The 26,697-nt window shown below is 66.7% G+C and carries 22 protein-coding genes; 11 read left to right on the forward strand and 11 right to left on the reverse strand.

What is annotated here, in order from left to right; all coding sequences use genetic code 11:
• Positions 1 to 73 precede the first annotated feature (73 nt).
• Entirely contained in the window at positions 74 to 1,510 is a 1,437-nt protein-coding gene (locus ACODSU_RS10040; RefSeq protein ID WP_295940223.1) for an NAD-dependent succinate-semialdehyde dehydrogenase, read from the forward strand.
• A gap of 168 nt (positions 1,511 to 1,678) precedes the next feature.
• Positions 1,679 to 2,452 (forward strand): hypothetical protein, encoded by a 774-nt coding sequence (locus tag ACODSU_RS10045; protein ID WP_488842079.1) that lies wholly within the window; start codon positions 1,679 to 1,681, stop codon positions 2,450 to 2,452.
• Positions 2,453 to 2,477: 25 nt separating this feature from the next.
• On the opposite strand, the gene ACODSU_RS10050 is transcribed toward ACODSU_RS10045, so the two are convergent.
• The 6 genes from ACODSU_RS10050 to ACODSU_RS10075 all read right to left on the reverse strand — a co-directional run bounded on the left by ACODSU_RS10050 (position 2,478) and on the right by ACODSU_RS10075 (position 9,623).
• Positions 2,478 to 3,200 carry a formylglycine-generating enzyme family protein gene (locus ACODSU_RS10050; protein ID WP_015013362.1) on the reverse strand — a complete coding sequence of 241 codons (723 nt, stop codon included), beginning with the start codon at positions 3,198 to 3,200 and terminating at the stop codon, positions 2,478 to 2,480.
• A 286-nt stretch (positions 3,201 to 3,486) separates the two neighbouring features.
• A complete protein-coding gene (locus ACODSU_RS10055) occupies positions 3,487 to 4,455 on the reverse strand; it encodes a porin (RefSeq protein WP_488842081.1) in 969 nt (322 codons plus the stop codon).
• Between the two features lie 455 nt (positions 4,456 to 4,910).
• Positions 4,911 to 7,100 (reverse strand): TonB-dependent siderophore receptor, encoded by a 2,190-nt coding sequence (locus ACODSU_RS10060; protein WP_488842083.1) that lies wholly within the window; start codon positions 7,098 to 7,100, stop codon positions 4,911 to 4,913.
• Between the two features lie 87 nt (positions 7,101 to 7,187).
• Positions 7,188 to 7,943 (reverse strand): TonB-dependent receptor, encoded by a 756-nt coding sequence (locus ACODSU_RS10065; RefSeq protein WP_488842085.1) that lies wholly within the window; start codon positions 7,941 to 7,943, stop codon positions 7,188 to 7,190.
• Positions 7,944 to 8,199: 256 nt separating this feature from the next.
• Complete coding sequence (locus ACODSU_RS10070; RefSeq protein ID WP_343734338.1) at positions 8,200 to 8,424, reverse strand: hypothetical protein; 225 nt, start codon at positions 8,422 to 8,424, stop codon at positions 8,200 to 8,202.
• A complete protein-coding gene (locus ACODSU_RS10075; RefSeq protein WP_488842088.1) occupies positions 8,421 to 9,623 on the reverse strand; it encodes a PepSY-associated TM helix domain-containing protein in 1,203 nt (400 codons plus the stop codon). Before ACODSU_RS10075 ends, ACODSU_RS10070 begins: the two co-directional genes overlap by 4 nt.
• 476 nt (positions 9,624 to 10,099) lie before the next feature.
• Here ACODSU_RS10075 and ACODSU_RS10080 point away from each other — a divergent pair, with 476 nt between their 5' ends.
• A complete protein-coding gene (locus tag ACODSU_RS10080) occupies positions 10,100 to 10,858 on the forward strand; it encodes a hypothetical protein (protein ID WP_488842090.1) in 759 nt (252 codons plus the stop codon).
• Between the two features lie 168 nt (positions 10,859 to 11,026).
• On the opposite strand, the gene ACODSU_RS10085 is transcribed toward ACODSU_RS10080, so the two are convergent.
• From ACODSU_RS10085 to bfr, 5 genes are all read right to left on the reverse strand, one after another.
• On the reverse strand, positions 11,027 to 13,213 hold the full coding sequence (locus tag ACODSU_RS10085) for a TonB-dependent receptor (RefSeq protein ID WP_488842092.1): 2,187 nt from the start codon (positions 13,211 to 13,213) through the stop codon (positions 11,027 to 11,029).
• A gap of 176 nt (positions 13,214 to 13,389) precedes the next feature.
• The gene (locus ACODSU_RS10090) at positions 13,390 to 13,722 is read right to left on the reverse strand and encodes a DUF3325 domain-containing protein (RefSeq protein WP_291441672.1); all 333 of its coding nucleotides are present in this window, start codon (positions 13,720 to 13,722) and stop codon (positions 13,390 to 13,392) included.
• 5 nt (positions 13,723 to 13,727) lie between these two features.
• A complete protein-coding gene (locus ACODSU_RS10095; RefSeq protein WP_488842094.1) occupies positions 13,728 to 15,548 on the reverse strand; it encodes a PepSY-associated TM helix domain-containing protein in 1,821 nt (606 codons plus the stop codon).
• Positions 15,545 to 15,853: a DUF3649 domain-containing protein gene (locus ACODSU_RS10100; RefSeq protein ID WP_488842096.1), complete on the reverse strand. Its 309-nt coding sequence runs from the start codon at positions 15,851 to 15,853 to the stop codon at positions 15,545 to 15,547. The genes ACODSU_RS10095 and ACODSU_RS10100 overlap by 4 nt, the downstream gene beginning before the upstream one ends.
• Before the next feature lie 445 nt (positions 15,854 to 16,298).
• Positions 16,299 to 16,775 carry a bacterioferritin gene (gene bfr, locus ACODSU_RS10105; protein ID WP_015013372.1) on the reverse strand — a complete coding sequence of 159 codons (477 nt, stop codon included), beginning with the start codon at positions 16,773 to 16,775 and terminating at the stop codon, positions 16,299 to 16,301.
• Between the two features lie 284 nt (positions 16,776 to 17,059).
• On the opposite strand from bfr, the gene ahpC reads away from it, so the two are divergent.
• The 8 genes from ahpC to ACODSU_RS10145 all read left to right on the forward strand — a co-directional run bounded on the left by ahpC (position 17,060) and on the right by ACODSU_RS10145 (position 26,652).
• Positions 17,060 to 17,635, forward strand: coding sequence for an alkyl hydroperoxide reductase subunit C (ahpC, locus tag ACODSU_RS10110; RefSeq protein WP_056061816.1), 576 nt, complete (start codon positions 17,060 to 17,062; stop codon positions 17,633 to 17,635).
• A gap of 153 nt (positions 17,636 to 17,788) precedes the next feature.
• On the forward strand, positions 17,789 to 19,402 hold the full coding sequence (ahpF, locus tag ACODSU_RS10115; protein WP_488842098.1) for an alkyl hydroperoxide reductase subunit F: 1,614 nt from the start codon (positions 17,789 to 17,791) through the stop codon (positions 19,400 to 19,402).
• Between the two features lie 150 nt (positions 19,403 to 19,552).
• The gene (locus ACODSU_RS10120) at positions 19,553 to 19,906 is read left to right on the forward strand and encodes a hypothetical protein (RefSeq protein WP_110959251.1); all 354 of its coding nucleotides are present in this window, start codon (positions 19,553 to 19,555) and stop codon (positions 19,904 to 19,906) included.
• 177 nt (positions 19,907 to 20,083) lie between these two features.
• A complete protein-coding gene (locus tag ACODSU_RS10125; RefSeq protein WP_488842101.1) occupies positions 20,084 to 21,361 on the forward strand; it encodes a TolC family protein in 1,278 nt (425 codons plus the stop codon).
• Between the two features lie 35 nt (positions 21,362 to 21,396).
• Positions 21,397 to 21,969, forward strand: coding sequence for a hypothetical protein (locus ACODSU_RS10130; RefSeq protein WP_110959249.1), 573 nt, complete (start codon positions 21,397 to 21,399; stop codon positions 21,967 to 21,969).
• A complete protein-coding gene (locus ACODSU_RS10135) occupies positions 21,966 to 23,087 on the forward strand; it encodes an efflux RND transporter periplasmic adaptor subunit (RefSeq protein ID WP_488842103.1) in 1,122 nt (373 codons plus the stop codon). Before ACODSU_RS10130 ends, ACODSU_RS10135 begins: the two co-directional genes overlap by 4 nt.
• A gap of 9 nt (positions 23,088 to 23,096) precedes the next feature.
• Positions 23,097 to 26,216: an efflux RND transporter permease subunit gene (locus ACODSU_RS10140; protein WP_488842105.1), complete on the forward strand. Its 3,120-nt coding sequence runs from the start codon at positions 23,097 to 23,099 to the stop codon at positions 26,214 to 26,216.
• Positions 26,217 to 26,253: 37 nt separating this feature from the next.
• Positions 26,254 to 26,652, forward strand: coding sequence for a hypothetical protein (locus ACODSU_RS10145; RefSeq protein WP_488842107.1), 399 nt, complete (start codon positions 26,254 to 26,256; stop codon positions 26,650 to 26,652).
• Positions 26,653 to 26,697 lie beyond the last annotated feature (45 nt).

Raw genomic sequence — 26,697 nt, forward strand, 5'->3', positions numbered from 1 at the left:
TACACAGCCATCATCGCAGGCGTATAGTCGTTTTTTTGATTTTTTCACCACATTGGCTGACCAACCAACGCTCATGACCTATCCCAACACCCAGCTCTTCATCGCAGGCCAGTGGCAAGACGCCGCCGAAGGCAAGACCCTTGCCGTGTTCAACCCCGCCACGGGCAAAGAAATCGGCCGTGTGGCCCATGCCACCAAGGTGGACCTGGACCGCGCGCTGGACGCCGCACAAAAGGGCTTTGAAGCCTGGCGCGACATGCCCGCCGCCGAGCGCGCCAAGACCATGCGCCGCGCCGCCGCACTGATGCGCGAGCGTGCCGAGGCCATCGCCGCCATCATGGTGCAAGAGCAGGGCAAGCCCCTGGCCGAGGCCAAGGTCGAGACCATGGCCTCCGCCGACATCATCGAATGGTTTGCCGACGAGTCGCTGCGTGTGTACGGCCGCATCGTGCCTTCGCGCAACCTCAAGGCCACGCAGATGGTGCTGAAGGACCCGGTGGGCCCCGTGGCTGCGTTCACGCCGTGGAACTTCCCCATCAACCAGGTCGTGCGCAAACTGGCCGCCGCGCTGGGCGCGGGCTGCTCCATCCTGGTCAAGGCACCTGAAGAAACCCCGGCCAGCCCCGCCGAGCTGATCCGTGCGTTTGCCGATGCGGGCGTGCCCGCAGGCACCGTGGGCCTGGTCTATGGCGACCCTGCTGAAATCTCCAACTACCTGATTCCGCACCCCATCATCCGCAAGGTCACGTTCACCGGCTCCACGCCCGTGGGCAAGCAGCTGGCGGCATTGGCCGGCAAGCACATGAAGCGCGTGACGATGGAACTGGGCGGCCACGCACCGGTGATCGTGGCGGAAGACGCCGACCTGGAGCTGGCCATCAAGATCGGCAGCGGTGCCAAGTTCCGCAACGCGGGCCAGGTCTGCATCTCGCCCACGCGCTATCTGGTGCACGAAAGCATCCGCGCCGACTTTGCGGCAGCGTTTGCCAAGTACGCCCAGGGCCTGAAGGTGGGTGACGGCCTCACGGCTGGTACGCAGATGGGCCCGCTGGCCAACCCGCGCCGCATCACCGCCATGGCCGACTTGCTGGCTGACGCGGTGCAGCAGGGCGCCAAGGTGCTGACCGGTGGCGAGCGCATCGGCACCGAGGGCAACTTCTTCCAGCCCACCGTGCTGAACGATGTGCCCCTGTCGGCCCGCATCGTGAACGAAGAGCCCTTTGGCCCCGTGGCCGCGATTCGCGGGTTTGAGAAGATTGAAGACGCCATAGCCGAAGCCAACCGCCTACCGTTTGGCTTGGCGGGTTATGCGTTCACCTCGTCGCTGAAGAACGCACACCTGCTGGCCCAGCGCCTGGAAGTGGGCATGCTCTGGATCAACCAGGCCGCCGCCCCTGCGGCCGAGCTGCCCTTTGGCGGCCTGAAGGATTCGGGCTACGGCTCAGAGGGTGGCCCGGAGGCCATCGAGGCGCACCTGAACACGCGCCTGGTGTCGATCATGAACGTGTAACCATCGCGATCTTTGCTGCTTGGACACAGGCCCCCGGTGCCATGGGCATCGGGGTCCTTTTTGCTTTTGGAAGACTGCACAGGGCGGCACAATGGCGTGGCGTTGAAGACCTGCGGCCACCAAAGGTGGCAGTTACCCACCGTCCCCCATGTCAGGAGTGCCCCGCCCATGCTGCCCCGGCAATGCCTCGCCCTCATCATTGCGCTGGCCTGCGTGCCCCTTGCCTGGGCGGGCGAGGAGAAGGAGAGCTCCAGTCAGCGGCCCGGACTGTTCTTTGCCTGGCTGTCGCCCGACGATGGCCCGGTGTGGGCACACTTTGAGAACCCCGCGCACCTGCAGCAACTGGTGCGGCACTGCAATGCCCGTACGCCGGTATTTGCGCTGCAATCAGGCACCCGCTACCAGTGCAAGGCAGAACTGCCGCCGAAGTCTGCCGGGCAGGAAGAACCCTACGCCGCAGCCCTGACCGTGCAGGGGCCCAGGCCCCAGACAGACAACCCGCAGTACCGGCTCTTCGCCCTCACGCCGCCGCGCACGCCCCAGTGGCTGGTTGCCAAACCCGACGCCGAGCAGCTTGGCGCACTGCAGTCGTTCGTGCAGTCGGACGACCGCCGGTTTGTCGCGCTGCGCCGCCAGCTCCAATGGGGTGCTGCACGCACGATTCAGCAGCCCCAGGGCGCACGCACCACCGTGGTGGTGCCTGGCAGGGTGGTGCGCGACCCGGACGCTTTTTACGGAGCCCAGCGGCACCATGTTTTTGTGCGTGGCAGTAGCGGCTACGCCTACATGGGCGAGGTGCCCGGCAAGCCCGACAGCTACGTGGACATCGACGGCAACGACCTGCCGGGCCTTGTGGTGTCTGAGGGGTGTGACGGCTGGTGCGTATCGCTGTGGGGCCTTACGGGCGGGCTGCGGCAGGTAGCGAGGTTCGGCGGGCACTGAGTTCGCACCCGCACAGTACGGGTTCTCAGCGCTGTTTCACCGGGTCGTACACGCAGCGAAAGCCGATGTACACCGCATAGAAGTCCGCAGGCTTCCAGGCCTCGACATCCGCGCGCATTTGCGAGGCGGGATACCACCAGGATCCGCCCATCGTGCGCCGCTCGTCGCCACGCGCATCGGCCGCCCATTCCCACACATTGGCGCCCATGTCGTGCAGGCCGTTCACTCCGGCCACAGTGGCGTTGACGGGCGCGGCGCGGGGCCAGGGGTCGGGGTCGCTGGTGTTGGCGCCCTGCGGGCTGTGGCCCGTGGTCCAGGGGTAGGTGGTGCCACGCACCCAGGGCGTGGGTGGTTGGCTGCGCAGCTCGGTAAAGCCGGCGGTGCGCCACTCGGCGGCGGTGGGCAGGCGGCCGCCGGCCCATTGGCAGTACGCCTGGGCCTCGGTGTGGGTGAGGTGCACGGCGGGCAACTGGTCGGTGTCGGGCGGTGAGCCGTCGGGGCGCTGCCAGGTCCAGCCCGCGCGGCGCTGCCAGCCGCCCACGTATTCAAAACCGCCGCCTTCGCGCTCGGCACGGGTGGTGGTGCCGGTGGCCCGCGCGTAGCGCGCAAACTGGGCGATGGTGACTTCGGTCTTGTCGATGCGCAGGCCGTGCAGGTCGTCCAGCACCACGGGCGCTGGGGTCTGGGCAGATGCGGCCAGGGCCCAGAACGCCAGGGTGGCGATGACTGCGTGGCGCGGTGTTGGCATGGTCCTGTGCTCCCCGTTTCACAGCCAGGCAGCCATTGCCGGGCCTGTGTGGCGCAGAGTATCGGCCGCTGCAAAAGCCTGTGGGCGGGGCTGGGTTTGCAGTGGCTGAACGGCCCTGTGGGGGGCGCCGGGTTGGGTGGTCGGCGCCGCGTCCGCCCGAGGGCTGTGTGCCTTTTCCAACCGGTAGCAGGCATAAAAAACCCCGCACTCCCAAAAAAAGGAGTGCGGGGTAATTGGCTGTGTGTCTGCCCTCCCACCAGTCAGGGCAGCAGCGTGTGGGGCGCTATCAGAAGTTGTGGCGCACGCCCACGGCGAAGGAGCTGAAGTCGTTACCCGGAGCCGACACGCCGTAGGTGGCTGCCTGGCTGTTGTTGATGCGGGTGTAGTACGTGTAGATCTTGGTGCGCTTGCTCAGGTTGTAGTTGTAGCCCAGTGTGTACTGGGTGGCGGCGCTGTTGGACACGTTGGAGTAGTTACCGGCACGGCCCACGTTCACGTGGAACTCGGACACACCCATGATGTAGGCGGCCGACAGGCGCAGGTTGGTGCGGTTGCCGCCGTTGGCGATGAACACGTTCTTGTCGCGTTGCACGTACGCGCCCACCACGAACGGGCCGGTCGAGTACGAAGCACGCACCGCGAACTGGTTCTGGTCGTCCAGCTTGGAATAGCCAGCGCCCAGGCCCAGCTTGCCGATTTCGTAGTTGGCCGCCAGGTCCACGCTGTTCTTGCCACCGGTGCCGCTGGCCTGCTCGTGCATGGCCCAGCCGGCTTCGAACGTTGCGCCGCCCAGGCTCGGGGTGCGGTAGGCGATCTTGTTCACGTCGCGGGCAGGGTAGGCGTACAGGGCGTCCGCCGACGAGCCGGTGTCGTGGTTGTGATTGCTGATGAAGTCAGCGGTGGCGTAGTAGGACTCGGACGTGAAGTTGCCCAGGCGCACCATGCCGAAGCCACCGGCCAGGTTCACTTCGCTCTGGCGAGCGAACACGCCGCGCGAGTCGGAGGCGCCGGTGCTGGAGTCAAAGCCGCTTTCCAGCTGGAAGCCAGCCATAAGGCCGCCGCCCAGGTCTTCCTGGCCCTTGAAGCCGAAGCGGGAGGAGTTGTTGAACAGACCGGTCTTGGAGACATCGCCGTCTTTTTGGTGTTCGAAGGTCGTGTTGACCCGGCCGTACAGGGTGACGCTGCTCTGTGCAAAGGCAGCAGACGTACCCACCAGGGCCAGCGCGGCGAGGGCGCAGCGGTTCAATGTTTTCATTCGCGAGGTTCCTTAAATCAAATTTTGTTTGACGACAAATAATCACCGGCCAAAAACGCACAGGGGTGATGCCTTCGGGCCGCCGCTACAGGCAAGTTTGATGCCTGTGGTGATGTGATCGTTGCACTTTGCAACGGAGGGGGATGCTACTGGCCGCCGTGATTGGCCGCCAGCGGGGTAAACACCTTTTTGTCATCCAAATGTCGTTGCGGCGCAACATGGTTCTGGTATGGCGCGCCAGAACCCAACTTCGGGTGGAGCCCGGAGCCCCTCTGAGTCCCTTTGAGCCCCTTGGAAGGTCGCGCATGTGGTGCAAGCCCCGCGCGGGCTGGCACCGGCGTGGCGCTGCGTACAGGCCACTGCCGCCGTGCGAGCCCTGCACGGCAGCTTGTGGCGTGGCGGCGATCCCTTGACTATCCCTTGTGGGATCGCCAACCGGCGCCTAGAACCGGGACCTAGAACCGGTACGTCGAGGTCAGCGTGTAGGTGCGCGCCTGTCCGTAAAAGCAGTCCCCGCGTGCCAGGCACTGGGTGATATGCACCTTGTCGGTCAGGTTCACCACGTTGAAGGCCACGCGCCAGTCGCCAGCGTCGTAGGCCACCATGGCATCGGCCAGGGTGGCCGCCGGGGTGGTGATGGCGCTGGTGCCCGTCCACTGCGAGCCGGTGTAGCGCACGCCCGCGCCCACCACCCAGCCGCCACGCCCCTGCGCTGCAAAGCGGTGGCTCAGCCAGGCCGATGCAGTGTGCCGGGGCACGCCGGCCACGGCCTGGCCCTGGTCGCCTGCGTTGCTGCGGCTGATCTGGGCGTCGGTGAAGGCGTAGGCCAGCGTAAAGTCCCACTGGCGCGCCAGGCTGGCCTGCACTTCGGCCTCGAAGCCGTTGACCTTCACTTCGCCGATCTGCAGGCTGTTGAGCGGGTTGCTGGGGTCGGTGGTCTTGCGGTTCTTTTCGCGCAGGGTGTACATAGCGGCAAACGCGCTGATGCCCTGGCCCGGCGGCTGCCACTTCACACCCGCCTCCCACTGTTCACCGCGCTGGGGCTTGTAAGGGGTGCCGTATGCGTCAAGCCCGCCCAGAGGCTGGAACGATTCGGAATAGCCCACATACGGTGCCCAGCCGCCGTCCATCTGGTACGTCACGCCCGCACGTTGGGTCCAGGCCTTGTCGTCCACGGCAGCGGCGGGGCGGCCCTCGGTATCGGTCTGGGCGCTGTCATGGCGCAGGCCCAGCGTGGCCGTCCAGCGGCCCCATTGGATCTGGTCTTGCGCGTAGAAGCCCAGCTGCTTTTGCACCACGCTGGGCTGGCGCACCAGCTGTGCCGCCGTGGGCGGCGTGAAGTTGCCGTACACCGGGTTGTACACGTCGATGGACGACGCCACTGCGCGCCAGGCCTGCTGGCCCGTGTGGTTGCGCTGCACGTCCAGGCCGGCCAGCAGCGTGTGTGCGGTGCTGCCGGCTTGCAGCTTGCCTTCGAGCTGCGTGTCGATGAGCAGCATGCGGCCGGTGTTGAGGTTCCACACGGCGTCGCGCACCAGCGTGCGGTTGTCGCTGTTGAACACGGGGCGCGCAGGGCGGCCCGTGGCGGCGTTGGCGGTGAAGCTGGTGTAGATGGTGCGGTAGTCCACCTCGCTCACAGTGCGGCGCAGGTTCTGCCGCACCGTCCAGTCGCTGTTCAAACGGTGACTGAACAGGTAGCCCCAGGAGTTGTTACTGGTGTCGTACGCATCCCAGCCCGGCTCGCTGATGAAGGTGTTGCGCGGAATCTGGCCGTACTGGCTGGGCAGCTGCGTGCCTTGCCACGGGAAGAATCCGATGAGCGAGCCGCTTTGGTCCTTCTGGTGCAGCGCCTGCAGCGTGAGCGACGTGTCGGCATTGGGTTTCCAGGTGAGCGATGGCGCAAACACCACGCGGTTGTCGTCCACATGGTCCACCTGCGTGCCGCTGTCGCGGCCCACGGCTACCAGGCGATAGAGCCACTGGCCGTCCTGGTCGAGCGCGCCCGTCAGGTCGGCGGCGATCTGCTTGCGTGCGTTGTTGCCCAGCTGCACCTGCACCTCGCGCAGGGTGTCGGCCTGCGGGCGCTTGCTGGTGAGGTTGAGCACGCCGCCCACGCTGCCCTGGCCGTACAGCACGGAGGTGGGGCCGCGCAGAAACTCCACGCGCTCCAGCGTGTAGGGGTCAGGCCGGCTGGTGTTGTAGGTGCCATAGGTGCGCAGCAGGCCGTCCTGGTATTGCGAGACATCGCCACTGCGTGCCTTGAAGCTGTCCACGCGGCTGTCAAAGTAGTTGGACACCGCGCCTGCGGTGTACGCCGTCACCTGCCGCAGCGTCTGCACGCCCTGCGCCTCCATCTGGTCGCGGGTGACCACGCTGATGGCTTGCGGGGTTTCGATGAGTGGCGTGTCGGTCTTGGTGGCGCTGAGCGCACGCTGGGCCACAAAGCCGGTGACCGGTGCCGTCGGGTTCTCTTGCTCCGCGCCCGAAGACACGGTGACCGGGGCCAGTGTGGCCTCGGCAGTGGGCGATGGGACGGTGGTGGTCTGCGCCTGGGCAGCGGCACTGCACAGCACCAACAGGGCGGCCTGTGCGACGGCGGTGCGCGGCGCGCGGCATGCGCGCGAACGGGATGGAAAAGGAGGCATGGTTTGCTATTGATTCGATAGCTGCTTGGGCATGTTCGACTGGCGCAAGCGGCCGGTTTTGCTTGAATTGCTTGAAATGGGCGCTGATCAGCGACTAGCGGGTGCGGGCGTGGCCGCTGGCGGCAACGACGGAGAGGGCATGCCCTCGGCCAGCACAAAGCTCAGCGTGGTCACGTAGCTGGCTTCGCCGTACGGTGCGCCGTGCGCCTCGCCCGGCGTCTTGTCGCTGTGCTTCACCTCGGCCACGTACTGGCCCTTCCAGGGGGTGACGAAGGTCACCGTGCCGTCTTCACCCGCCTCGGCCTCGCGCGTCCAGCCCGAGGGCGCGGCCAGCTGCACCTTGGCCTTGGGCAAGGGGGCGCCCCGGTAGACCACCTTCAGCTCACCGGGCTGGCCGGTGGGCACCAGGTCCAGCGCAGCGGTGGGGACTACGGGCTTGGCCAGGCTGGCCACCCAGCGGGCGGCGGGCTGCCAGTACATCGCGGGCAGGTTGCGCTTGCTGCGGTCGATCACGGGGTAGGTAGGCGTTGCAAACAGCGTGTCTGGGCTGCCGGTGGTGGCGTAGACGAAGGCATCTTTGCCCAGTTGGCCGTCCACGCGCTGCGCCGGGGCGCCGGTGCGTTGTTGTTCCAGCAGGGGCACGCCCTTGAACTGGTCGAGCCGGCCAGGCGATGTCTCGCGCAGGTTGTCGTTGAACTCGCCAAAGTGCAGGCGCGCCTGGCCCCCGGCGTTCTCCAGCCACACCTGGTGGGCGTGGGCAGGGGCCAGGGCAGATACGCCGGCTATGGCCAGCACGGCAGCCAGCCAAGGGCGTGGGGAGGTGGGAGCGCAAGACATGGACATGGATATTTCCTCTCTTTGGTTTGGGATTCCGGAGCGCTGCTCCAAACGCAGCGCGCAGCCCGCTGCACCACCGCAAGGGTGGGTGTAGTGAAGCTCACTTTTTGATAGCTGCCTGCGCTTGATGGATGAGCGCTGGGTGGCTTTTTGATCTGAACGTTGCAGCGCCCGGCTCACACCGGGCGACAGCGCAGACGGGGGGCATGAGAGCCGCTTCAGCGGCCGTCATAAGGGCGTCATGTCGGCCTCCAGTAACCGCTTACCGCTCCACGCTTGCGCGGGGGCTCTTCGTTGGAGGCGTCGGCCCTGGCGCGCGCGGCCAGCCGTACCAGCCCATCACCGCGACGGGGATGCCCAGCCCCACCCACGACCACCAGTCGCCCCAGGTGTCGGACACCAGCGCCGTGATCAAGCCGGTGGTGGTGAGCACACCCATCACGATGGGCCCGCCCCACAGGGCCCAGAAAGGGCGGTGCTTTTTCATGTGGCCCCCTCGGTGGAGCGCGCAGCACCCGATGTGGGCAAAGCGCTGCCTGCAAAACCGCCCGTGGCGCTGCCTGCGGTGGGTGCTGCGGGGCTTGCCGCCTGCACGCCCTTGCGCAGCCACAGATACAGCCCGCTGCCCAGCACCACGATGGTGGCAATGTCCAGCAGCGCCCACAGGATCTTCATCGGCATGCCGCCGTAGTCGCCAAAGTGCAGCGGCTGCGACACCAGCAGCGCGGTCAGGTACCACGGCAGCTGGGGCGATGCGGTGACCTGCGCGGTGCGCGCATCCACCAGCACCGGTTGGAGCAGCTTGGAGGTCAGCGGCTCGTTGCCGCGCAGGAAGAACGTGTTGTGGTGCGGGCTGGAGAACGCCGTGCCCGGGAACGCAATGAACGACAGCTTGGTGCCCGGCGCCTGGGCCTGCGCGGCCTCCAGCGCCTGCTGCAGTGGCCCACGCTCTGCCACGGGCACGATGGGCTGGCCCTCATACGGCTTGAGCAGCACAGAGAGCTGGTCGTGCTGCCAGTACTTGATGAGCAGGTCGGCCCACGTGTTGATCATGCCCGTGCCGCCCACCACAAACGCCCACACCAGCGTGACGATGCCCAGCAGGTTGTGCAGGTCGAGCCACTTCACCCGCGTGGACCGACCGCGCCGCACCTCGCCAAACGCCAGCTTGCGCATGAACGGCGCATACAGCACCACCCCGGTCACGATGGCCACCAGCAGCAACAAGCCCATGAAGCCCAGAAACAGCTTGCCCGGCAGCCCTGCGAACAGGTCCACGTGCAGCTTGAACATCACGTACATGAAGCCCTCGTCAAACCGGGGCTGCGCCAGCACCTGCGCCGTGCGCGCGTCCACCGCCACGGATCGGAAGTCATCGGTGGGCGCCGGGGTGGGCGTGAGCGTGACGAACCACACGTTGTCATCGTCCTCGGCTTGTGATGCGAACTGCACCACCCGGTCCGGGTGCAGCGCTTTTGCCGTGGCCAGCACCTGGTCCAGGCTGGCGCGCGGCGTGTTGGCGGGCATGGCGGGCGCCTCGATCTCGGTGCCCAGCAGGTGGCCAATTTCGTGGTGAAAGATCAGCGGCAGGCCGGTGATGCACAGCAGCAGCATGAAAACAGTGCACACCAGGCTGGACCACTTGTGGGTCCAGCTCCAGCGGCGCAGGGCGGTGGGGCTCAGCATGGCGTGGGGGCGGTGTGGCAAGGGCCGTCGGGCAGTCGCACCACCGCCAGCGCCGCCCCAGGCACAGGGTGCGCTGTCGCAACAGAAAGGGCGAACAAGTGATTCATCAAGCCAGACAACCCGGAAACATCGGAAGACGGTGGGTGCTGGCTGCAGCCGGGAGGCCTGTGAAAAGGCTCGCGGCAAGGGCTATGGCTGGCGGAAATCCAATTTTACATTGCAAATGGGAATTGTTTGTATTCGTGATGGTGTGTGGGGCAAGGATGTTGCGAAATCGCTGCGGCCTGCTCCCGATCGGACACTGCGAAGGAGAGGAAGCATTGCGCGCGCGGGGGCTGGGGCGCAGGGCGGGGTGGGCGCCTGCAGGCTATAGTGCCGTCGCCCCAGCGTGCTGGTTTTGCAGACATTCACACCCGCGTTTGCGACCCTTGCATGGGCTTCATCCCCCGGCTGCGAGCCGCTTTCAGGAGAGTTCCGTGTCCACGATATTCGGCGCCGTTCAGCCCGTTGCGCACGCATCTGCGAGAGGCATGGGGGCTTTGTACCGGACGGCCTTGCCATGGCTCGCTGTGGTGGCCATTTTGTTTACAGGCAACGTGCGCGCCACAGACGAAAGCACCTCTGCGGAGCAAAAGGCACGGCTTGCAATACCCCCCGAGTTTCGGCATCCCGATTTTGTCTGGACCACTGCAGAAGGCGACTTGAACGGCGATGGCATCCCTGACCTGGCCCTGTTGCTGACAAAGCACAAAGGAGAAGGCCAGCGAGAGGAGCGGTTGCTTGTCCTGACCGGGAGGGCGGATGGCAGCTATCAGGTGCTCTCAACGTCCGGCGAGTTCTGCCACCCCAGCAAGTTCTACAACCTGGAAATCAAGAGCAATTCATTGTTCGTTCAGGCGGTCTACTACGCAGACGCCGCCCGGTTCTCGGGCTTCACGCTGCAGTTCCGCTACAACGCCAAGATCAAAGACCTGGAACACATCGGCGAGCAGCAGGACGATGAAGACTATTCCAGCAATGCCTCCCACCGCGTGAGCCTCAACTACCTGACCAACGCCACCATTGATTCGCGGCGTGCTGGCAAGAAGTACAAGGAGGCCCGAGGCCGGATCGTTGGTGGTCCGGGTGTGCTTCCTTTGAATGGGTTCGTCTGCGAAGGCTATGGCATGACGGGGTCATCGGTCTACCTGGATGAAAGCTTCAAGGTGCACAAGATGGGCGTGACACCTCCGTGATGCCCAGCGGGTTCGCCGCAAGAGCCCGCAGTGGGGGTTGATGACAGCCACGCCCTGTTCCAGCACGCGGTTGCGGCCGATGGAGCGCCGGTTTTGGGCATCCGGCGGAAGAGGCCACATTCCTTTGAAACTGGGGCCCTTGGCTCACTTCCGCCGTTCACTTGGGCCTCAGAACCGCGTCCGCAACGTCACCTGCACCGCACGCGGCGAGCCGGGCAGGATCAGGTTGTCGTTGCTCCCGTGGGCCGACACGTAGTACTTGCGGTTGGCCAGGTTCTTGATGTTCACGTCCACATCCCACTGACCCAGCGTGTACTGCAGGGCGGCGTCCACCGTGGTGTAAGCGGGCAGGGTGACCAGGTTGGTCAGCGAGGTGAAGCGCGCACCCACGTAGTTCACGCCGCCGCCCACGCGCAGGCCGTGGCCCAGGTCCTTCATGGCCCAGAGGAAGGCGGAGTTGCGGGGCGTGAGTGCGGGCACCTTGCCCTGGGCTGCGATGGCAGCGGTGGGCAACTGGGTGGAGGTGGTGGTGGCCAGCGACTTGGTCATGCGGCCGTCCAGCCAGGCGTAGCCTGCGCTCACGTCCCAGCGGCCAGGCAGGCGGCCACTCATGGTCAGCTCCAGGCCGTTGGTGCGCTGGGTGCCCACGTTGATCTGACGACCGGGGTTGGCGGGGTCGGTGTTCTTGATGTTGGTGCGCTCCAGGTTGAAGAGCGCGCCGGTCACATTCATGCGGCCATCGAGCAGGTCGAGCTTGACGCCGATCTCCTTGTTCTCGGTGATCTCGGGCTCGGCGCCGGTGGTGTTGGCGGCCAGTGCAAACGCTTCGGCCGAGGGCTGGAAGGATTTGCTGTACGAGACGTAGTACGACACGGTATCGCTGGGCTGCCACACCAGGCCTGCGCGGGGGCTGAACTTTTTGTCGGTGCGCGAGAGCGTGGCGAGCTTGCGGTCGAACGTGGTCTCTTGCCCGAACACGTCGTAGCGAGCGCCCACCAGCGCCTTCCATTGGGGGGCGAGCGTGATCTGGTTTTGCCAGTACAGCGCGGCCGTGTCCTGCGTGGTGTGGCTGGGGATGGCGCTGTCGGCGTTGTAGCTGGCTGCCGGGATGGCCGGGGCGGGGCGGTTGCCGGGGTTGAGGAGGGGCACGCGGTCCGCGCCGCCCGATACGGACTCGGCGCGCTTCTTCTGCTGGCCCAGTTCCACGCCCATCAGCCACTCTTGCTTCAAGCCGCCCAGCTGGTTGCGCCAGGTCAGGTCGGTCTGGTTGAAAAAGCCTTTTTCGTCGCGCAGGATGAACGAGCGCGTACGGCCCACGGTCATGTCCACGGGGTTGGTGGTGCCACTAGGCAGGGTGTTGTAGCGGTCCAGCGTGTAGTCGTACAGGCGCGTGACGTTGCGCACCGACCAGGCGTCGTTGAAGCGGTGGTTGAGTGTGGCCGCCAGCGACTGCATGGTGCTGGTGGTGGTGTCGTCCTGCGCCGCGTTGCTGGAGCCGTAGTAGGTCCTGGCGGGCACATTGACTGGGCGACCATTCAGCGCGGGGATGCCGAAGTCCGTGAGGCGCTTGTCGCGGGCGTTGGTGTACTGCAGCAGCAAGTCGGTCTGCGCAGCGAGCTTGAGCGCGAGCGACGGTGCGAAGTTGTGGCGCTTGACGAACTGCTGGTCGCGGTAGCTGCTCGAGTCTTCCACGGCGGCATTGATGCGGAAGGCGGCGGTGTCGCTGATGCCCACGTTCACGTCGGCCGTGGCGCGGCGGTAGTCGAAATTGCCCAGGCCCAGCGACGCTTCGCCCGAGGTCTCGCCAAACTTGGGTTTCTTGGTCACGCGGTTGATCAGGCCGCCCGATGACCCGCGTCCGTACAGCACGGCGGCCGGGCCCTTGAGCACTTCCACGCGCTCGATGTCGGCCAGGTCGCGGAAGTACAGCGCATCGTCGCGCACGCCGTCTACAAACTGGTCGGCAATGGCGGTGAAGCCGCGTATCACCACCTGGTCGCGCTGGCCGTCGCCATGGCTCATGGCCACGCCGGGTACGTTGCGCAGCGCGTCTTCCATCGACCGCGCGCCCTGGTCGCGCAGCAGCTGCTCGGGCACCACGTTCACGGCCTGGGGTACGTCGCGCAGCGGCGCGCTGCCTTTGGTGGCCGAGGTGCTGGCGGCGGGCGAATAGCCGTCATCGTCGCTAGTGGACTGCACGGTGACCTCGCCCAGCGTCTGGGTGGGGGCGGCAGGCGCTGGGGTTTGCGCCAGCGCAGTGCCGCAGAAAGCGACCAGGATGGCTGCAACCAGCGGGTTCATGGCCTGCGGGTGGCGGAACGACTGTTGGAGGGAGTTGTGTTGAGGTGCGTGCATGGTTTGTCCTTGGTGTGTGCGCAACGCGGTGGAAAACGGCTCCGCAGGCACCGGGCCTGGCGCGGGCCTTTGGGGCCGTGGCTGGGAGGGGTGCGGAGAGCGGGAGAAAAGGAAGCAGAGGAGGGCGGTGGATCAGAAGGAGCGACGGGCCCGCAGGGCCGCTGCATCCCTCGCGCTTACCACCCCCAGGCCCAGGCGCCGAGGCCGGCCACCAGGGCCATCCCTGCCAGCAGCGGTGTGCGCCGGGGCTGCCAGGTCACGGCGGCCGTCACGGCCACAGCGGCCACTGACAGGGCCACGGCCCAGGCGGTCACGCCGAGCGAGGCAGGCACGCTACCGGCGGGGTGTGCGGCCAGCCACAGCGACAGCAGCAGCAACAGCCACCCGGTGCGGCGCAGCTGTTGCAGGCTGCGGGCCGCGCCTTCGCGGCCTGTGGCGTCTTCGTGGTGGCGGTCCATGCCCAGCGCAATGGCTGACCAGGCCGCAAAACACAGCAGAAAAGCGGACATGGTGCTCAGGCCCCCGAGGTGGACGCGGATACATCGCTGGCCGCAGGCAATGCAGCTACCGGGGTTGTGCGCTGTGCCTTGGTTGCAGCGGCTTTGCCCCGGGGTGCGCGGCCTGGGCGCAGGCGCCACGACAGCCCGCCCAGCAGCAGCCCGGTGGCCAGGAAGGCCAGGTCCATGCTGGCCCACACCCACTCGCCCGCAGGCAGCGTGGTGCCCAGGTGGGTGTGCGTGGTCAGCGCATTGATGACCGGCAGCAGCGCCCACACCAGGCCTGCCGCGCCCAGCGGCACCGACCAGCCCATGCGGCTGGGCCGCACCACGGCGCAGGCCAGCGCCCACAGCAGGGCCAGGCCCCAGGCGCTGAAGAACCAGGCCAGTTCCACATCGGCCCGGCCCTCCACGTTCAGCTGGACCAGGCGGTTGGAGGCGATGTACACGCCGCAGGCCAGCGGCAGGCCCGCCAGCGTGGCGATGTTGATGGCCGCCACCAGGCGCTCGCCAAACGGCGCCTTTGTGACGGCGTCTGTGTTGGCTGCTGCCCCTTTGCGGCTGGCCTGCGTCTGCGACTTGGCGCTGCGCTTGACCGACCACAGCACCATGCCGGTGGCAATCATCAGGCTGCCCAGCACACCAAATCCAAACAGCGCCCAGCGCAGGCCCACATCAGCAAACCGCGCCATGTGCAGGCCATACAGCACACCGTAGGTCTTGACGGCGGGGCCGGTGGCATCGGCCTGGTCCAGCCACTGGCCGGTGGTGGCGTCAAACAGCAGGCGGGGCGGGCGGTATTGCAGGCGGTCGCCCTCGTGGCGGGTGACTTCGACCACGGCGCGGCCCTTGGCATCGCGGCGCGCCTGCACGCTGCCGATGCGCCCGCCGTCCCAGCGGGTGCGGGCCTCGGCCAGGATGGGCGGCAGGGCGATGGCGGGCAGGGGCTCCACCTTGTCGCCGAGGCCGCGCCGGGGGCGGCTTTCGGCCTTCTCGCCCTGTAGGTCGGCAAAGTACGCGTTGGAGTCCACGCCTTTCTCACTCTGGTAGGCCGTGGCAATGCCCGCAGGCATGTACAGCGTGTGGAAGATCATCAGCCCGCTGAAGGTGATCATCAGATAGAACGGCAGCACCAGCACGCCGGTGACGTTGTGCGCGTCCAGCCAGGCACGCTGCCCGCCCTTGGTGGGGCGGAAGGTGAAGAAGTCCTTGAAGATGCGGCGGTGCGTGATCACGCCCGAGATCAGCGCCACAAACATCAGCATGGTGGCCACGCCCACCACCCAGCGGCCCTGCAAGGTCCAGCGGCCCTTTTGCGCGGTACGCAGCTCGAAGTGAAAGCGGTAGAAGAAGTCGCCGCCCATCGTCTGGCGGGTGTCGATGGCCTCGCCGGTCTGCGGGTGCATGCGCAGCGTCTCGAAGCGGCCATTGCCCGTGTCGCGCCACAGGATGTTGACGGCAGGGTCGCGGTCATCGGGCAGGTGCATGATCCACTGCGTGACGTTGGGCACCTTGCGCACCAGCGCGTCCAGGGCCCTCTGCGCCGTTTGCGCCACCTGGGGGGCGGCGGCCTCCACCGGCTGCAGGCCATGCATCTCGGGGCGCATCCACAGGTTGAACTCGTTCTTGAAGAACGACAGCGTGCCGGTGAGGAAGATCGCAAACAGCAGCCAGCCCAGGATCAGCCCCGCCCAGGTGTGCAGCCACGACATGGCCTGGCGAAAGCCCTCGCGGTCGCTGGGCGCCTTGGGTGGTTTGGCTTTACGGGTTTGTTCAGAAGCGGTGCTTGCAGATGCCCGATCGACTGGCTGGCATGAGGGGGCCGTGATGCGGGTCATGCGGCGGCCCTCATCCATTGAGGTGCCGTGGCGCTGGCGCCCAGCACCATTGCGGGCAGCAGCGTGCCACCCCACGCACCCCAGGCGGTGCGCGCATAAAAAGCCCAGCCTGCGGCGATGGCATACACCACCCACGACAACATGGTGGACGTGAGCACGGCTTCCACCCGTGGCATGCACTGCGCCAGCAGCAGCGACAGCGCCGCAGTGAAACCGGCGGCCAGTGCATAGCCACCCCCCACTGCGGCCACGGCACGCGAGGTGATGGCCAGCCGGTAGCGCCCATCGACGCGAGTGGTCTTCATGGCTGCGAGACCATCGGTGCAGCGATTGGGCGATCAGGGGATGACAGCGCCTCCAAGGGGGGGAGGCGGGCAGGGCTGCGCAGCATGGGCAAGGGCTCCAGTCGTTGGATGGGTGAACAAACCAAACGCTGGCTGTTGCCGGTGATGCGGGTCACCGGCTGGCTGGCTTCCAGGTGAAGTCATCGCCCTGCGGGAGCAGGCGCTTGCCTGCTCATGCGCACTGCAACGGGAGCCGGTGCGCAGGATGCGGCAGGGGATGATCGACCGCTATTTTAATGTGGTTGCAAATCATTCGCATTAACTAACAAAGAAACTGCGAGGTTTGATGTGCAGTTGCAACAGAGTGTGCGCAGTTCGCGCCAGCACGGGCGAAAAAAAACGGGCCGAGGCCCGTTGGGAGGTCAGAGGGGGGCCATGTCGGGGTACCCCTTAGTCACTCATTGGCTCACTCGATCTCGCCCATCTGCGATTGCAGGTAATTTTGCAGGCCCACTTTACCGATCAGGTCGATCTGGGTTTCGAGGAAGTCGATGTGCTCTTCGGTGTCGTCCAGGATCTTTTGCAACAGGTCGCGCGACACATAGTCACGCACGCTTTCGCAGTGGGCAATACCCTCCTTGATGGTGGCTTGGGCGCCCTGCTCGGCGCGCAGGTCACAGGCCAGGATCTCCGGCACGTCTTCGCCCACCTGGATCTTGGCCAGGTCCTGAAGGTTGGGCAGGCCGTCCAGCGTAAAGATGCGGTCCATGAGCCAGTCGGCATGCTTCATCTCGCCGATGGATTCCGAATACTCCTTCTTGGCCAGCTTGTCGAAGCCCCAGTGCTTGAGCATGCGGTAGTGCAGAAAGTACTGGTTGATGGCCGTAAGTTCGTTCTTGAGCTGGGCCTGCAGATGGCCAATGACCTGTGCGTCACCTTTCATGGGGACTCCTTGTAATGTGTGAATTCGGCGCTGATTGTCGTGACCCGCATCAAGCAGCGCAAGGCAAGCCCCTGCTATGGCGTGCGGGCTGCGTGTGATGCTGAGAGGCGTTCGCGTTCACAGGCTGAGTTCCCCGTGGCGCACCAGGGTTGTCATGGGGAGGCCACAGTGGGAGTTGTATAGTAATTGACAATTGATTCAATGCAATCAATTAATTGGATTGATGGTTTGGAAATGCCTAAACTTCAGTCCTGTTCAGTCAACCAACCACTAAGGAAACAGCAATGTCCCTGATCAATACGCAAGTTCAGCCCTTCAAGACCACCGCTTTCGTCAACCGTGGCGGCAAGGGTGAATTCATCGAAGTGACCGAGCAGTCCCTCAAGGGCAAGTGGTCCGTGCTGATCTTCATGCCCGCAGCGTTCACCTTCAACTGCCCCACCGAAATCGAAGACGCTGCCGACAACTACGCTGAGTTCCAGAAGGCCGGTGCCGAGGTCTACATCGTGACGACCGACACCCACTTCTCGCACAAGGTGTGGCACGAAACTTCCGACGCCGTCGGCAAGGCCAAGTTCCCCCTGGTCGGCGACCCGACGCACCAGCTGACCAACGCCTTCGGCGTGCACATCCCTGAAGAAGGTCTGGCGCTGCGCGGCACGTTCGTGATCAACCCCGATGGCGTGATCAAGACGATGGAAATCCACTCCAACGAAATCGCCCGCGACGTGTCGGAAACCCTGCGCAAGCTGAAGGCTGCCCAGTTCACCGCCGCCAACCCTGGCCAAGTCTGCCCCGCCAAGTGGAAGGAAGGCGCCAAGACCCTGACGCCTTCGCTGGACCTGGTCGGCAAGATCTAATCCACGGCTCCTCTAAAGCCGGACAGCGTCATGGCGCCATCGCGCCATGCCGTCCGGCTTTTTTACGCCCGGACGTTGACAAGCAGGCTTGATTTGCAGCCCTCAGGCGTCAACCTCCCAGACATCACCACTCCAAATTCAAAGGACACCACCATGCTCGACGAACAACTCAAGACCCAACTCGCCGCCTACCTGGAGCGCGTGCAGCAGCCGTTTGAGCTGGTGGCTTCCCTGGACGACAGCGAGACTGCGCGCGACATGCGCGAGCTGCTGACGACCATCCAGTCGCTGCGCAGCGACAAGATCACCCTGCGCACCGACGGCAACGACGCGCGCAAGCCATCTTTCAGCCTGCAGCGCGTGGGCGCCACCAACAGCCTGCGCTTTGCCGGGCTGCCACTGGGCCACGAATTCACTTCGCTGGTGCTGGCCCTGCTGTGGACGGGTGGCCACCCGCCCAAGGTCGAGCAGGACGTGATTGATTCCATCAAGGCCTTGGATGGCGACTTCAACTTTGAGGTCTACATGAGCCTGACCTGCCACAACTGCCCGGACGTGGTACAGGCACTGTCGCTCATGGCCGTCGTCAACCCGAAGATCAAGACCACCGTCATCGAAGGCGGCGCCTTCCAGCAGGAAGTGACCGAGCGCGAAATCATGGCCGTGCCCATGGTGTTCCTCAATGGCCAGGTGTTCGGCTCCGGCCGCATGACCATTGAAGAAATCGTCGCCAAGCTCGACACCGGTTCTGCCGCCCGCGAAGCGGCCAAGCTCAGCGCCAAGGACCCGTACGACGTGCTCATCGTCGGTGGTGGCCCCGCAGGTGCCGCAGCCGCCGTGTACGCCGCCCGCAAGGGCATCCGCACCGGTGTGGCGGCCGAGCGCTTTGGCGGCCAGGTGAATGACACGCTGGCCATCGAGAACTACATCTCGGTGCTCGAAACCGACGGCCCCAAGTTCTCCGCCGCGCTCGAAGCCCACACCCGTGCCTATGGCGTGGACATCATGAACCTGCAGCGCGCCGACAAGCTTATTCCTGCTGCGCAGCCCGGCGGCTTGATTGAAGTGCAGCTGGCCAACGGCGGCTCGCTCAAGGCCAAGACGGTGATCCTGTCCACCGGCGCCCGCTGGCGCAACGTGAACGTGCCCGGCGAAGCCGAGTACAAAAACAAGGGCGTGGCCTACTGCCCGCACTGCGACGGCCCGCTGTTCAAGGGCAAGCGCGTGTCGGTCATCGGCGGCGGCAACAGCGGTGTGGAAGCCGCGATTGACCTCGCCGGTGTTGTGGCCCACGTCACGCTCATCGAATTTGCGGACCAGCTCAAGGCCGACGCCGTGCTGGTCAACAAGCTCAAGAGCCTGCCCAACGTGACCATCCACACCAACGCGCAGACCACCGAAATCACTGGTGCTGACGGCAAGGTGAACGGCCTCAAGTACAAGGACCGTGCCACGAACGTGGAGCACACCGTGCAGCTCGAAGGCGTGTTCGTGCAGATCGGCCTGGTGCCCAACACCGAATGGCTCAAGGGCACGGTGGAGCTGTCGCGCTTCGGCGAAATCATTGTCGATGCGCACGGCCGCACCAACATCCCCGGCGTGTTTGCGGCGGGCGACTGCACCACGGTGCCGTTCAAGCAGATCGTGATTGCAGCGGGCGAGGGCTCCAAGGCAGCGCTGAGCGCGTTCGACCACCTGATCCGCATGCCCGTGGTGGCTGAAGGCGCCAAGGCGCAGGCTGCGAAGCCCGAGGCAGTTGCTGCTTGATGCAGCGGGGGACGCGGGGGCGGATGCTGCCCTCGTCCCTGCAGGTGGTGCGGCCTGTGGGCCTTCCATCCTCCAAAGTCCTTTGAATCGGTCCGGGCGATTCGCTGTGTTTGTAGGGGTTCTACAAACGTCCCTAGAATCCGGCCGTCCATGTGCCGCTTGCTGTTGATCTTCCTGTTGGTGTTCATGCCGCTCCAGTCCATCTGGGCGGCTGCTTCGCCTTATTGCGGGCACGAAGCCGCACCGCAAGCCTCGCACTTTGGCCACCACGTACACGATCACGTGGCCGACGAATCCCCTGTCCATCCCGCCAAGACGTCCACTGCCACCCCGGCGGACATGGACTGTCACGCCTGCCATGGCGCGGGTAGCGGTCTCGCGCACAGTCTGGGTGACCATGCCATCGTGGTGACTGCCGCCCGCCCGCCGGCCCAAGCGGCACCAGCCTGGCCTCCAGCTCCCCTTTCGCGCCCTGAACGCCCCAACTGGCCTGTCCTCGCCTGAGCGGCGAGGCGGGGGCTCTGGGCTGTCCCGTTTTCATTTGGATGTGGATCGAGACCTGCCTTGCGGGGCGGTCGCGACGCGCGCGCTGACGCCTGCGTGTGCACTTGATCGTTTCTGACCACCATCGCGCCTCGCCGATTTCAACCTGTGGCCCTCCGGCCATTGCAGAGGAATCGGATGCAATCAACAAAACAACGACAACACAAGCCCATCTCCGCGCTGGTGGTGATGGGGCTGGGCTGGGCACTGCTGGGCAGTGCTGCACAGGCCCAGACTTCTAACCCCCGCACAGGGCCCCTCACGCTCCAGGCCCTGTTTGACCAGGCCTGGCAACGCCAGCCTGAGGCGCAGTCTGTCGCCTTGCGGCGCGAGGCCGCGCGGGCAACACGCAGCGCGGCAGCGGCCTGGACGGCCGAGCCGGTTGCGCTGGAGCTGTCCACCAAAACCGACCGCCCCGGCAGCAACCAGGGCAGCCGCGAAGCCGAGGTGGGCCTGGCCCTGCCACTGTGGCTACCCGGCGAGCGCGCCCGCAAGGCAGCCTTGGCCGACGCTGAACTGCAGGCGCTGAACAGCCGCCAGCGTGCCGCGCAGCTGCAACTGGCCGCCACCGTGCGCGAAGCCTGGTGGGCCGCGCAGCGCGCGCAGACCGACTGGGCGTTGGCGCAAGACCGGCTGAACAACGCCCAGCGCTTGGCCGCCGATGTGGCGCGCCGCGTGCGTGCGGGAGATTTGTCGCGTGCCGATCAGGCCCAAGCAGACGGCGTCGTGGCCCAGGCCGAAGCCGCCCTGGCCGAGGCCCAGGGCGCACGCGACGCCGCCCAGGCCGCATTGGCCGCCTGGGGCGTGCAGGCCGAGCCCGGCTTGGCGCTGGCCGACGCCGCAGAGCCCGAGCCCCCCGTGCCCGACGCCACCACGGCCGCTGCCCAGCACCCCGCCGCAGCCGACTGGCAGGATCAGGCCGAGGTGGCCCGCCGCGCCGCCGACCTGGCCGCCGTGCAGACCCGCGCCAACCCTGAGCTGACGGTGGCTGCCACCCGGGCGCGCGAGCAGGCGGGCGACCGCTACCAGCAGACCTTCACCGTGGGCCTGCGCGTGCCCCTGGGCGGGGGCGACCGGGCGCAGGCCAAGCAGGCCGCCGCCCGTGCCGAAGCCTTGGCCGCAGAAGTACGCGCTGCTGCCGAGCGCGACCGGCTGGCCGCCGACATCGCTGCCGCTGTGGCCCGCTTGAAGGCCACGCAGGCCCAGCGCGATGCGCTGGCACGCAACGCAGCGCTGGCGCAGGGCACACGCGGCTTTATCGACAAGGCCTTCCGCCTGGGCGAAGCCGATGGCCCCACGCGCCTGCGTGTGGAGCTGGAAGCCGCCCAGGCCGAACGCCAACTCGCCGGCGCCCGCATCGACGCCGCCGCTGCCATCTCCACCCTGCGCCAGGCCCTGGGCCTGCTGCCGCAATGACGCCCTTGGGGCTCTCACCACTTTTGAAGATCACTATGAAACTCTCTTCCACTTTCTCTACCCTGGGATTGGCCCTGTTGCTGGGCCTGTTACCGGCCACCGCACTGGCGGGCCCAGGCCACGACCATGGCGAAGCCCCCGCTGCCGCAGCGGGCACGGCCCTGCCGCGCTTTGCCGCCACCTCCGACCTGTTTGAGCTGGTGGGCGTGCTTGACGGACAAAAAATCGCGCTCTACCTAGACCACGCGGGCGACAACAGCCCCGTGAAAGACGCCCGGCTGGAGTTGGACATTGCTGGCACCAACGTGCCCGTCACCCGCGTGGCTGAGGGCGAGTTCCAGGCCACCCTGGCCGCCCCGCTGGCCGAGGGCGTGAGCCCCGTCACCGCCACCGTGGCCGCAGGCACTGACTCTGATCTGCTCGCAGGCGAGATCGACCTGCACCCCGCCGCCCACACCGATGCCGCCCCCTCGGGGCTGGCGCGCCGCACTACGCTGATGGCAGGCGCCGCAGCCGCTGTGCTGCTGGCGCTGGCTGCCGCATGGCGCCTGCGCCGGGGCCGCGTTGCCCGCATGGGCAACACCCAGCGCGTGGGAGGTGCCGCATGAAGCGCTTCCACCCCATGCCCTCTTTGCTGGCCCTGCTCATGGCTGCCGCGCTCAGCGCCCCTGTGCCTGCTTCGGCAGGCCCAGGCCACGACCATGGTGACGCACCGCCCGCACCCACCGGCAACGGCCCCAGCCGCCAGCCCGATGGCAGCGTGTTTCTGCCCAAACCCGCGCAGCGCCAACTGGGCGTGCGCACTCTGGTGGCAGCCACGGGGCAACACGCCAAGGCTTTTGAACTGGCAGGCACCGTGGTGATGGACCCCAACGCGGGTGGCAAAGTGCAGGCCGTGTTGGCCGGGCGGCTGGAGGCCGGGCCCAAGGGCCTGCCTGGCGTAGGCCAGGCGGTGCGCAAGGGCGAGGTGCTGGCCTACGTGGTGCCCACGGCGGGCGCCATTGAGCGCTCCAACCAACTGGCCCAGCAGGCCGAGCTGCGCGCTGCACGCGACCTGGCCGCGCGGCGCGTGGCGCGCCTGACGGAGCTGGCAGACACCGTGCCGCGCAAGGACATCGAGGCCGCCGAGAGCGAGCTGCACAGCCTCACCCAGCGCCTGGGCGCCGTGGGCGCGGGCCTGGCCACACGCGATGCGCTGGTGGCCCCCGTTTCGGGCGTGATCGCTTCGGCCAATGCCGTGGCTGGGCAGGTGGTGGATGCGCGCGAGCTGGTGTTTGAGGTGGTAGACCCATCGCGCCTGCGCATCGAGGCCCTGGCCTACGACGCCGCCCAGGCCCACAGCGTGGCCGGTGCCACGCTGGCCGTGGGCGGGCAGCGCGTGCCACTGCGCTTTCTGGGCGCGGCGCGCAGCCTGCGTGATCAGGCGCAGCCGCTGCAGTTTGCGGGTGACTCGTCTGCGCTTGGCACCTTGGCCCTGGGTCAGCCGGTGCGGGTGTTCGTGCAGTCCACCGACAAGGTCGATGGCGTGCAAGTGCCCGCTGCCGCGCTGCTGCGCAACCTGGCCAACCAGACCATCGTCTGGGTCAAGGAGTCGCCCGAGCGCTTTGTGCCCCGGGTGGTCACGGCGGTGCCGCTGGATGGCGCCTCAGTGGCCATCACCTCGGGCCTCCAGCCCGGCGATCGCGTGGCCACGCAGGGCGCCACGCTCATCAACCAGGTCCGCTAAGGAGTCGCTATGTTCAAGTGGCTTCTAGAAAACAGCCTGACCAACCGGCTGCTGGTGCTCATCGCCGCCGCCGTGCTCATGGCCTATGGCGCCTTCACGCTTTCGCGCACGCCGGTGGACGTGTTCCCTGATCTCAACAAACCCACCGTCACCCTCATGACCGAGGCGGGCGGCATGGCTGCTGAAGAGGTGGAGCAGCTCATCACCTTCCCGCTGGAGACCACCATGAACGGCCTGCCCGGCGTGGAGAGCGTGCGCTCCACCTCCAGTGCAGGCCTGTCGTTCATCTACGTCACCTTCGACTGGAGCACCGAGATCTACCGCGCGCGGCAGATGGTGTCCGAACGCCTGTCGTCCATGGAAGAGGGCCTGCCCAGCGGCATCACGCCGCGCATGGGGCCCATCAGCTCCATCATGGGCGAGATCATGCAGGTGGCCATCCCCATCGACGCGGGCAAGACCACGCCTATGGCCGTGCGCGAGTACGCCGACTGGGTGCTGCGCCCGCGCCTCATGGCCATCCCCGGCGTGGCGCAGGTGATCCCCATCGGGGGTGAGGTGCGCCAGTTCCAGGTGCTGCCCGACACGGCGCGCATGGCGGCGCTGGGCATCACGCACGACCAGCTCACGGGTGCGCTCAAGGGCTTTGCGGCCAACACCTCGGGCGGGTTTCTGGAGCTGGGCGGGCGCGAATACCTCATCCGCCACCTGGGCCGCACCTCGCGGCTCGAAGACCTGCAGAACCTGGCCCTCACCGCCAAAAACGGCCAAAGCGTGCTGCTGCGCCAGGTGGCCGACGCCACCTTTGCCGCTGCTACCAAGCGTGGCGACGCAGGCTTTGAAGGGCAGGGCGCCGTCATCCTGGGCATCCAGAAGCAGCCCACGGCCGACACCATCGGCCTCACCCGCAGCATCGAGGCCGCGTTGGTGGACCTGAAAAATTCGCTGCCCGCCGGCATGGAGGCGCCCCGCGTCACCTTCCGCCAGGCGAGTTTTATCGAGGCCTCGGTCACCACCTTGCAGGGCAAGCTCATGGGCGCCTCGGTGTTTGTGGCGGTGATCCTGTTCGTGTTCCTCGGCACGCTGCGGCCCACGGTGATTGCGCTCACGGCCATCCCGGTGTCCATCTTCATCACGGCGCTGGTGTTCAAGTACTTCGGCCTGTCGATCAACACTATGACGCTGGGCGGCCTGGCCATTGCTATCGGCGGCCTGGTGGACGACGCGGTGGTCGATGTGGAAAACGTGCTGCGCCGCCTGAAGGTGGACCGCGCCAAGCACCCGAACCACCGCCTGCACCCCATCGAGGTGGTCAAGCTCGCGTCGATGGAGGTGCGCTCGGGCATCCTGTATGCCACGGCCATCATCGTGCTGGTGTTCTTGCCGCTGTTTGCGCTGCCGGGCATCGAGGGGCGGCTGTTTGTGCCGCTGGGCATTGCGTTCATCGTGTCCACGCTGGCCTCGCTGCTGGTGTCGGTCACCGTCACGCCGGTGCTGGCTTTCTACCTGCTGCCGCGCATGAAGAACCTCGACCACGGCGACACCCGCGTGGTGGCTTGGCTCAAAGCGCGCTACCGCAACGGGCTTGCGGCCGTGCTGGCGCGCCCGCGCACAGCCCTGGCCGTGAGCGCGGCGGCGGTGGCGCTGTCGGCAGCGGCGGTGCCGTTTTTTCCCACCACGTTCTTGCCGCCCTTCAACGAAGGCACGCTGCTCATCGGCATGCGGCTTAACCCCGGCGTCACGCTGGCCGAATCGAGCGCGCTGGCCCGCCAGGCCGAGGTGCTGGTGCGCCAGGTGCCCGAGGTCACGCACGTGGGCCGGCGCAGCGGCCGCGCCGAGCTGGACGAACATGCCGAAGGCGTGCATGTGAGCGAGCTGGATGTGGGCCTGCTGCCTGCCGCCGAGCTGAAGCGCAGCATGGCCGAGGTGCAGGCCGACATCCGCGGCCGCCTCGCGCACCTGCCTGCCGCCATCGCCATTGGCCAGCCCATCTCGCACCGCATCGACCACATGCTCTCGGGCGTGCGCTCGCAAATTGCCATCAAGCTCTTTGGCGACGACCTGGACACGCTGCGCGGCCAGGCCGAGGCCCTGCGCGCGCGGCTGGCGGGCATCCCCGGCCTGGCCGACCTGGAGGTGGAAAAGCAGGTGCTGGCGCCGCAGATCACCGTGCGCGTGGACTACGCCGCCGCTGCACAAATGGGCGTGCCCGCACCCCAGGTGCTGGCCGCGCTGCAGACGCTGGTGGAGGGCGAAAAAGTGGCCCAGGTGGTGGAAGGCAGCCGCCGCTTTGCGCTGGTGGTGCGCCTGCCCGACAGCGCACGCTCCATTGACGGCCTGGCGCGTGTGCTGATCGACACGCCACGCGGCCCCGTGCCCCTGTTGCGCCTGGCCACCATCGAAGAGGGCGATGGCCCCAACCAGATCAGCCGCGACGACGGCAAGCGCCGCATCGTGCTCTCGGCCAACGCGCAGGGCCGGGCGCTGTCCGACGTGGTGGCCGACATCCGCCAGGCCGTGGGCGACACCCGCCTGCCCGAGGGCTACTTCATCACCCTGGGCGGCCAGTTTCAGGCGCAGGAAGAAGCCGGCCGCCTGGTGGGCCTGCTGGCCATCGTCTCGCTGGCGCTGATGTTTGTGGTGCTCTACACGCGCTACCGCTCGGCCACGCTCTCGGCCCTCATCATGGCCAACATACCGTTGGCGCTGGTGGGTGCGGTACTGGGGCTGTGGGTGTCGGGCCAGCCGCTGTCGGTGGCGGCGCTGATCGGCTTCATCACACTGGCGGGCATCTCGGTGCGCAACGGCATTTTGAAGGTGAGCCACTACCTCAACCTGATGCGCGTGGAAGGCGAGCGCTTTGACACCGCCATGATCGTGCGCGGCTCGCTGGAGCGCCTGAGCCCCGTGCTGATGACCGCCCTGGTCACCGCCTTCGCCCTGGCCCCGCTGCTGCTGGAGGCCGAACGTCCCGGCACCGAAATCCTGCACCCGGTGGCGGTGGTCATCTTCAGCGGCCTCATCAGCTCGACGCTGCTCGACACCTTCCTCACCCCGGCAATGTTCTGGCTGTTTGGCCGCAAGGATGCCGAACGTCTGCTGGACGACAAGAACGCCGAGGCGTTCTGAGCTTTGCTTTTTTCATCCACCTTTTGAAAGGACTCTCATGAAAACCACCCGCCATCTCTTCACCGTCCTGGCTTTTGCCGCTGTGGCCACCACCGCCGCCCATGCCGCTGGCGACCACGGTGCAGGCCACGACCACAAGCCCCAACACGGCGGCACCGTGGCCGAGGCCAACGACATGGACTACGAACTCGTCGCCCAGCCCGACACCCTCACCCTGTACCTGCGCGACCACGGCAAACCCGCAAAGACCGAGGGCATGAGCGCCAAGCTCACCCTGCTGAACGGCACCGAAAAATCCGAGGCGGTGCTGGCGCCTGCGGGCGAGGGCAAGCTCGAAGCCAAGGGCGCCTTCAAGGTGGCACCGGGTACCAAGGTGGTGGCGCTGGTGACGCTGCCGGGCAAGAAGGCGGCGAATGTGCGCTTTGCAGTGAAATAGGGCGGCGTGTGCAGAGGGGCCCTGGCCCCTTGAACTGCCTGCCAC

The organism is Acidovorax sp. FG48 (assembly GCF_057809085.1).

Bases quoted from the DNA above. Each gene is read 5' to 3' on its own strand.
- ACODSU_RS10040 (WP_295940223.1), top strand. From the start codon at position 74: ATGACCTATCCCAACACCCAGCTCTTCATCGCAGGCCAGTGGCAAGAC.
- ACODSU_RS10045 (WP_488842079.1), top strand. From the start codon at position 1,679: ATGCTGCCCCGGCAATGCCTCGCCCTCATCATTGCGCTGGCCTGCGTG.
- ACODSU_RS10050 (WP_015013362.1), bottom strand. From the start codon at position 3,200: ATGCCAACACCGCGCCACGCAGTCATCGCCACCCTGGCGTTCTGGGCC.
- ACODSU_RS10055 (WP_488842081.1), bottom strand. From the start codon at position 4,455: ATGAAAACATTGAACCGCTGCGCCCTCGCCGCGCTGGCCCTGGTGGGT.
- ACODSU_RS10060 (WP_488842083.1), bottom strand. From the start codon at position 7,100: ATGCCTCCTTTTCCATCCCGTTCGCGCGCATGCCGCGCGCCGCGCACC.
- ACODSU_RS10065 (WP_488842085.1), bottom strand. From the start codon at position 7,943: ATGTCCATGTCTTGCGCTCCCACCTCCCCACGCCCTTGGCTGGCTGCC.
- ACODSU_RS10070 (WP_343734338.1), bottom strand. From the start codon at position 8,424: ATGAAAAAGCACCGCCCTTTCTGGGCCCTGTGGGGCGGGCCCATCGTG.
- ACODSU_RS10075 (WP_488842088.1), bottom strand. From the start codon at position 9,623: ATGCTGAGCCCCACCGCCCTGCGCCGCTGGAGCTGGACCCACAAGTGG.
- ACODSU_RS10085 (WP_488842092.1), bottom strand. From the start codon at position 13,213: ATGCACGCACCTCAACACAACTCCCTCCAACAGTCGTTCCGCCACCCG.
- ACODSU_RS10090 (WP_291441672.1), bottom strand. From the start codon at position 13,722: ATGTCCGCTTTTCTGCTGTGTTTTGCGGCCTGGTCAGCCATTGCGCTG.
- ACODSU_RS10095 (WP_488842094.1), bottom strand. From the start codon at position 15,548: ATGACCCGCATCACGGCCCCCTCATGCCAGCCAGTCGATCGGGCATCT.
- ACODSU_RS10100 (WP_488842096.1), bottom strand. From the start codon at position 15,853: ATGAAGACCACTCGCGTCGATGGGCGCTACCGGCTGGCCATCACCTCG.
- bfr (WP_015013372.1), bottom strand. From the start codon at position 16,775: ATGAAAGGTGACGCACAGGTCATTGGCCATCTGCAGGCCCAGCTCAAG.
- ahpC (WP_056061816.1), top strand. From the start codon at position 17,060: ATGTCCCTGATCAATACGCAAGTTCAGCCCTTCAAGACCACCGCTTTC.
- ahpF (WP_488842098.1), top strand. From the start codon at position 17,789: ATGCTCGACGAACAACTCAAGACCCAACTCGCCGCCTACCTGGAGCGC.
- ACODSU_RS10120 (WP_110959251.1), top strand. From the start codon at position 19,553: ATGTGCCGCTTGCTGTTGATCTTCCTGTTGGTGTTCATGCCGCTCCAG.
- ACODSU_RS10125 (WP_488842101.1), top strand. From the start codon at position 20,084: ATGCAATCAACAAAACAACGACAACACAAGCCCATCTCCGCGCTGGTG.
- ACODSU_RS10130 (WP_110959249.1), top strand. From the start codon at position 21,397: ATGAAACTCTCTTCCACTTTCTCTACCCTGGGATTGGCCCTGTTGCTG.
- ACODSU_RS10135 (WP_488842103.1), top strand. From the start codon at position 21,966: ATGAAGCGCTTCCACCCCATGCCCTCTTTGCTGGCCCTGCTCATGGCT.
- ACODSU_RS10140 (WP_488842105.1), top strand. From the start codon at position 23,097: ATGTTCAAGTGGCTTCTAGAAAACAGCCTGACCAACCGGCTGCTGGTG.
- ACODSU_RS10145 (WP_488842107.1), top strand. From the start codon at position 26,254: ATGAAAACCACCCGCCATCTCTTCACCGTCCTGGCTTTTGCCGCTGTG.